The sequence below is a fragment of the Streptomyces sp. PA03-6a genome, from assembly GCF_033792765.1.
In the GTDB taxonomy this organism is placed as follows: domain Bacteria; phylum Actinomycetota; class Actinomycetes; order Streptomycetales; family Streptomycetaceae; genus Actinacidiphila.
Map to the genome: position 1 here is coordinate 1 of NZ_JARAVK010000398.1, position 5,476 is coordinate 5,476.

Below are 5,476 nucleotides of genomic sequence, written 5' to 3' on the forward strand. Positions count from 1 at the left end.
CACCCTCCCCGCCCCCACCGCCGTGCAGCGTGCGGTGCGCCAGGTGGAGGACTCCCTCGCCCGCGGGCCGCGCGCAACCGGCGGCGGGGCCGCACCGTCCCGCTCCGCGGCCACGGCCGGTCTGACCGGCACCGACCGCGGGCTGACCGTGCTCCCCACCGGCAAGGGCGTGCTCGCCCGCCACGTCACCGTGCGCGGCACCGACCCGGCCACCGGCGCCCCCGTGGTCCAGGAGGTCTACGTCGACGCCGCCACCGGCGTCCTCCGCTTCGAGGCCGGAGCGCTGCGCACCCTCACGCCCGCGGCACCCGCCACCGGGGCGGCAGGGAAGGGCACTTCGACGAGAGCCGCGACGTCCACCGCTCCCGCGACCGCACCGGCGGGCGTCACCGGCAGCGGCAGGCTGCTCAGCGGCACCACCGTGCCGCTGAACCTCACCAAGGACGCCGCCACCGGCGGGTACCTGCTGCGCGACACCGCGCACATGGCCGACACCAAGACCCACAACGTCATCCAGACCTGGGACGCCTCCAGCCTGTGGTGGATGGACCTCGACGGCGGGTGGCCGGAAGGCGTGGTCCCGTTCGCCATGCCGACCACGAAGGCGCCGCAGGAGATGACCGACAGCGGCGCGGTGGACGCCCACTGGGCGGCCGGGAAGGTGTACGAGTTCTACCGCGGCACCTTCCGGCGCGACAGCCTCGACGACGAGGGCATGGCCATCAACTCCCTCGTCGGCGTCACCGCCGAACTCGGCTACCCCTGGGTGAACGCCTTCTGGGACGGCAGCAAGATGGTGTACGGCACCGGTGACGACGAGTACCGCTCCCTCGCCTCCGACCTGGACGTCGTCGGCCACGAGATGACGCACGGCGTGGTCGAGCACACCGCCGACCTCGTCTACGCCGGCCAGTCCGGTGCCATGAACGAGGCCATCGCCGACTACCTCGGCAACGCCATCGACGTCACCGTCAGCCGCACGCGCATGGACGATCCCGAGGCCGGTCTGATCGGCGGCGACCTGTGCCGCACGCTGACGCCGAAGGAGTGCGCCTTCCGCGACCTCAACGACGGTGCGGGCACCGGGGACTTCATCAGCATGCCGCTCGGCTCGCGCAACGACCAGGGAGGTGTGCACCTGAACTCGCACATCTTCGGCGGCGCGCTGTGGGACATCCGCGAGAGCCTCGGCGGCGAACTCGCCGACAGAATCGTCTACAAGGCCCTCACCTCCTACATCACCCCCCTCGACGGCTTCACCGAGGGCCGTGACGCGGTCATCGCCGCCGCCAAGTCGCTGCACGTCAAGGGCGACCGCCTGGCCAAGGTGAAGAAGGCCTTCGACGCCCACGGCATCGTCCCCGGCTGGGAGCAGGACCTCGGCCTCGACAGCGACGTCCTGCTCGGCCGGCTCGGCACCCTGGAGACCGGTCTCGCCAACGACATCGGCCCCGCCACGGGCGGCGGCTGGTGGGCGGTCCCCCGCTCCAGCGCCGACAGCGCGGCACCGTACTCCGTGTGGACCGGCCGCACCGACGGCAAGGGCAAGCCCCGCCAGGTCTCACCGGAGGACGGCCGCTACCACCTCAGCCCGGTGACCGACGGCAAGCGCGTGGTGTGGCTCGCCGTCGGCGACACGTACGACCTCATGTCCGCCCCCGTGACCGGCGGGCCGGCGAAGCGGCTCTACAGCACCGCCTCCGCCTCGATCGGCAGCCTGAGCATGGACGGCGACACGGTCGCCTGGTACGAGAACGACGACCAGGCCCACACCACCCTCCGCTACCTCAAGGGCTCCGACCCCGCTCCGCGCACCGTCCCGCTGAACCGTCCCGACGCCACCGCGGGCGACGCGGACGTCCGGGCCGAGTCGCCCTCGGTGAAGGACGGGCGCATCGCCTACACCGTCAGCGGCTGGTGGGGCGACGACCCCGGCCACCGGCGCGCCGTCGTCGACGTCTACGACACGCGGACGGGCAGGACCGCGCTCGGCACCCCGGACCGCGCGGTGTGGACCAGCCCGCCGGTGGCGACCTCCTCCGGCGTGTACTGGCTCGCCGACGAGGACCCCTTCGACGAGGGGCAGTCGGCCCTGCGCAGGAGCGGCCTCGACGCCACGGGCACGACGGACGTCATCCCCGCGACCTCGTCCGCGACCATCGGGGCCTGGACCCTGACCGCGTCGGACACGGCCGTCACGCTCACGGTCGACCCGATGGCCCCGACGGGCCTGCCGTACCTGGACACGAAGCTCTACCAGTACACGTCCGTGGGCGCGCCGCTGGGCCGCGTCTCGTGCGCCCCGGGCCGGCAGACGCACGCGGTGGCCGCCACCGGCGGCCGTGTGCTGTGGCTGGACACGACCACCACGTCCTTCGACCTGGTGACCCGCAACCACCCGGCGGGCGACTGCCGCTGACGGTGCGTCCGGTGGGCCGGGGGCGCACGCCGGCCCCGGCCCACCGGGAACGGGCGCCGTCAGCGCGGCATCGGCAGCTCCACCAGAGCGGCGAGTTCGGCGCGCGTCGCCGGCCGGAGCGACGACAGGACCCGGCGGGCCGCGGGCAGCCCGGCCTCGCCGGATCCGTCCAGGGTGACGGTGTGGACCAGGCCGTCGCGAGGCAGCCGCAGTTCGCGGGTGGGATGGCCGCCGCCGTGGACGATCAGCAGGCGGCCGCCCCCGTCGTCGCGGCAGTGGATCTCCTGGCCGAACGGGACGGGGCAGCCGCGCGCGTCGACGCGCCGTGTGTCGTGTCCGGCCCGTTCGACATGGAGGCCCAGGGCCGGCGAGCCGGTGCTCTCGTAGCGGGCGCCGAAACCGTCGGCGCTCGCACCCCCGACGTGCAGCGTGTAGCCGGGCGGCGGGTCGCCGACGCGCAGCAGGGCGCGGTCCACGCCGTTGGCGCTCAGCCACGCGTCGAGGGTGGGCGGGCGCGCGGCGTCCCAGGCGGCGTACGCCCCGCCCGACGCGAGGACGGCGGCCACCGCGAGAGCGGTCAGCCGGGCCCTGGCGCCGGGCAGGAGGAACGCGGCGGCGAGCGCGTGACAGGTCCCTCCGGCGGTGAACAGCACGCCCCAGTCCGCCAGGTGGTCGACCTGGTGGAGCACCACCGCCACGGCGAGCGCACCGCCGGTGCCGGACGCGTACACCCCGGCCGTCCAGGCCCACAGTCCCGCCGCCCGGCGGGTGAGCGGCACGACGGGCCGGGCGGCCCTGCCCAGGCCCGCGAGCAGGGCCGCCGCCAGGGCCGCCCCGCAGGCGAGCACGACCACCAGGACCGCCGGCCTGCCGAGGAACAGCGCGAAGAGCACCGCCTGGAACTGGACGCCGGTCAGGGCCCAGCCCACGCACCAGACCGCCGCCAGATGTGCCGCCACAGCGGTCGCTTCGCTCTTCCCGATCATGTCCTTTCACCACGCGCGGGCCGGTGTCCCGGTTCCCTCGCCCGCGGGAGGGTGCGGCGGGAACTCCTGATCGTTCAGGTGTACGGGCACGCACCGCGCCCGTCGTACCGACACCGTGAAGGAGCAGGCATGACCGCTGGGGAGGACGGCCGGACGGGGTTCCGCGGCACCGGCGAGGACGCACCGGAGGCGCCGGCCCGCCGGAGACGGCCCCGAAGGGTCCGGGCGCAGCGTCCCTGGTGGCAGGAGCTGCCGATCCTGGTCGTCGTGGCACTGGTCATGGCCCTGGGGATCAAGACCTTCTTCGTGCAGGCCTTCTCCATCCCCTCGGGTTCCATGCAGAACACCCTGCAGGTGGGCGACCGGGTCCTGGTCGACAAACTCACCCCGTGGTTCGGGGCGACCCCGCAGCGCGGCGAGGTGGTCGTCTTCCGCGATCCCGGCGGCTGGCTGGACGGTCAGCCGCAGCAGAGCGGCGGCAACGTGATCACGAAGGCTCTCGCGTTCATCGGACTGGCGCCCTCCTCCGACGAGCGGGACCTCATCAAGCGCGTGATCGCGGTCGGCGGCGACACCGTGGAGTGCGAGCGCGGCGAGCCGGTCACGGTGAACGGGAAGCCGCTGGACGAGCCGTACGTCTACCCTGGCGCCACGCCGTGCGACGACCTCCCGGTCGGAAAGGTCACGGTCCCCGAGGGCCACCTGTGGGTGATGGGCGACCATCGCGACGCCTCGTGGGACTCACGCGCCCACGTGAACGAACCCGGAGGGGGCTTCGTGCCCCTGGACGACGTGGTCGGCCGCGCCTTCGTCGTCGCCTGGCCGGTGCCACGGTGGTCCACGCTGCCGGTGCCCGCGACCTTCGACCGGTCCTGACCTGCGGCGGCCCGGCCCGCACGGCAAGGGACGCCTTGCTTGACCCCTCGCAGCACGGCACCGACAGTAGGGAGGTGCCACGATGCGGGACCACTTCCCGCGATGCGAGGACGAGAGAAGGCGATGCGCCCATGAGCGCCGATCGCGATCGCAACGGGACGGCGAACGGCTCCGTGCAGGTGGTCCAGAAGTCCGCCCAGATCCTGGACTGCTTCTCCGCGACCACCCCCCGCCTCCAGGCGTCGGAGATCGTCCGCAGGACCGGGCTGCCGTCCTCCACCGTCGCGCGCATCCTGCGCACGCTCGTCCGGGAGAACCTCCTCCAGCGCGAGGGGACCTCCTACAGCATCGGTCTGCGGGTGATCGCCTGGTCAGCCGCGGCCACCGCCGCCTCGGACCTCATCGCCACGGCCAGACCCCTGGTGACGGCCCTGCGGGACCGGTGCGGCGAGTGCTGCGGCCTGCAGGTCCGGCAGGGCGGCAGGCGCGTCACCGTGATCTGGGCGCAGTCGACGCACTCGATCGTCTACCGGGGCCACGTCGGCCAGGTCATGCCCCTGCAGCCCAGCGCGGCGGGCAAGGTCTTCATGGCCTTCGACCCGGAGGTCCTCGCCCTCGTCCTGGACGAGGGCCTGACGGCCCGTACCCCGCGGACCGTGGTGGACCCGGCGGTCCTGCGGGGGCAGCTCGAGGAGGTCAGGGAGCAGGGCTGGGCGTTCTCCGAGGAGGAGCTCGAGCCCGGCCTGAACTCACTGGCCGTCCCGGTCCGCTCCAGCGACGGCCGGGTGATCGCCGCGGTGAGCCTCGGGGGCCCCTCGCACCGCCTCACCTCCGCCCGGGCCAAGGACCTCGCGGTCCAGGCGATCGACTGCGCGTCGGCCATCGCCGAGGGGCGGATGTGGCGGGGCAACGACGGCTAGCGCACGCGGGCCGCACCCGCCGCGTCCCGGCGCCGACCCGGTTGCCTTGACGATGTCCCATGCGGGTCGCACAGTGGAAACCGCATTGCGGCAATGGCTTCCACGATGCGGCAAAGTGAGGACGGTGGAGCCATGATCCAGACGAGTCCGCGCGCCTGCCCGTGCCCGGACACAGCCGGTGCCGGCTCCGTTCACCCGCCCCTGGCACCCGGCGGCGACGGATGCCCCGTCATGGACCGGCGATTGCCGGTGTTATCGCCCGCCCCCTACGGCCC

General features: G+C 73.8%; 4 protein-coding genes. 3 read left to right on the top strand and 1 reads right to left on the bottom strand.

Going from position 1 to position 5,476, the window contains the following annotated elements; translation table 11 throughout:
• On the top strand, positions 1-2,419 hold a 2,419-nt coding region (locus tag PV350_RS43990), incomplete at its 5' end, for a M4 family metallopeptidase (RefSeq protein ID WP_500338989.1).
• Between the two features lie 59 nt (positions 2,420-2,478).
• Here the strand turns inward: PV350_RS43990 and PV350_RS43995 are convergent.
• The gene (locus PV350_RS43995) at positions 2,479-3,405 is read right to left on the bottom strand and encodes a hypothetical protein (RefSeq protein WP_499509244.1); all 927 of its coding nucleotides are present in this window, start codon (positions 3,403-3,405) and stop codon (positions 2,479-2,481) included.
• A gap of 129 nt (positions 3,406-3,534) precedes the next feature.
• Between PV350_RS43995 and lepB the strand changes: the two genes are divergently transcribed.
• Both lepB and PV350_RS44005 read left to right on the top strand, forming a co-directional pair.
• Complete coding sequence (gene lepB, locus PV350_RS44000) at positions 3,535-4,281, top strand: signal peptidase I (protein WP_499509245.1); 747 nt, start codon at positions 3,535-3,537, stop codon at positions 4,279-4,281.
• A gap of 131 nt (positions 4,282-4,412) precedes the next feature.
• Entirely contained in the window at positions 4,413-5,201 is a 789-nt protein-coding gene (locus PV350_RS44005; protein ID WP_499509246.1) for an IclR family transcriptional regulator, read from the top strand.
• Positions 5,202-5,476 lie beyond the last annotated feature (275 nt).